Annotated in this window: 2 protein-coding genes; one reads left to right on the top strand and one right to left on the bottom strand. The window is 71.2% G+C overall.

All coding sequences use genetic code 11. The features are described from left to right. The coding region (locus TR48_RS38470; protein WP_042375675.1) for a helix-turn-helix domain-containing protein at positions 1-780 on the bottom strand (780 nt) is incomplete at its 3' end. A 273-nt stretch (positions 781-1,053) separates the two neighbouring features. Between TR48_RS38470 and TR48_RS42840 the strand changes: the two genes are divergently transcribed. Then, complete coding sequence (locus TR48_RS42840) at positions 1,054-1,290, top strand: hypothetical protein (RefSeq protein WP_152628432.1); 237 nt, start codon at positions 1,054-1,056, stop codon at positions 1,288-1,290.

The raw sequence follows: 1,290 nt of genomic DNA, 5'->3' as shown, positions 1-1,290 counted from the left end.
TGCGGCAGCGTGGTTGGCGGCATCAATGTGGTGCTGGTGCAGGGCGTCCTCGACGGTCTGCAGGGCCTGGGCGACGACCGCGTCCTGGTCCCGGCGGCGCTGGTCTTCTTCCTGATGCTGAAGCAGGTCGGCCCGCACCTCGACGAGCTCGTCGTGGAGCCGGCCTGCTTCCTGCCGGGCCTGGTCGCGCTCAGTGCGGGCCGATGCGAGGTCCTCGCTCAGCTGGTCCATTTCCTGCCGGGCAGCCCGGAGACTGGCCTGCTGCCCCTCCAGCTCCTGGCGCAGCCGCTCTGCTTCCCGCCGGGCCCGGTCGCGCTCGGCGCGGGCGCCGGCGTGGGCCTGCCGCTCCTGACGGGCGGTCCGCTCCGCGTCGGCGAGCTGCCGCTCGGTGGCCTGGTGCCGGTCCAGCAGCTGCTGATGGGCGGCCTTGAGGCGTTCCTGCTGCTCCTGGAGGCGGCAGTAGCGCTGTTCGGTCTCGTGGCGATGCAGGACGGCGTCCTCGTAGGCGTCGGCCTTCTCCAAGCGCTCGCGCAGCTCCGGGTGGGTCTCGACGAACGCCGCCGTGTGTGCGCGCAGCAGATGGCGGCGCACCTGCTCGGTCACTTCGAACAGGGCCGCGATCTTCTCCACCCGTTCGCGGCTCAGCGGGTTCGTGCCGCTGAGCAGCTTCGACATCTCCGACGGGCTCACGTGCAGCTCGCGGGCCAGCCGGGCACGCGTCCACCCGGGCGGATCCGCGTCGACCACGGCCCTGACCGCCTCCACGAGCGCCCGCTTCATCGGCTTGTTGATGAAGGGCTTCGGCTTCAGCGGGTCCGGCTGTCGCCCTAGTAGAGCGCCTGCGCGTCCGCCTGGCGCGTCCGGGCCTCCCCCCGGGTTCGACTGCGGCATCACCGGGCCCCCCTTTCGTGACGATCAAGGAAACAGCGTTGTTGGCCACTGGCGCCACAAAATCGCAGGCCAGAAAGCTGGTTGACGCAGCGGCAGCTTCCCGCCCGGCTATGCGGCCGTCAGCGGGTGCCAACACATCGCCCGTACACCGGGGGTTTCATCATGCCCAACCGTTCTGCCTCTCCACGCCCGATTCGCCTCGATGCGGTCGTCTATCTGGCCACTCTTGCGGTCGGGAGCGTGCTGATCCTCGTCGGGCACCTCAGCCCGCAGGACCTGGCCGGCTGCACCACGGCTCTCGCCAGCCTCTATACCGCCTGGCGCCACCACCCGCCGGTTGGCCGCCCCCACCGCACCCGGCGATCCGCCCCCGAGCAGACCGAGCGGGAGCGGCCGTGA

The sequence above is a fragment of the Streptacidiphilus neutrinimicus genome (assembly GCF_000787815.1).
Classification (GTDB): Bacteria; Actinomycetota; Actinomycetes; order Streptomycetales; family Streptomycetaceae; genus Streptacidiphilus; species Streptacidiphilus neutrinimicus.
The sequence above is the reverse complement of the archived record's forward strand: the minus strand, read 5'-3'. Positions and strand labels throughout refer to the sequence as shown.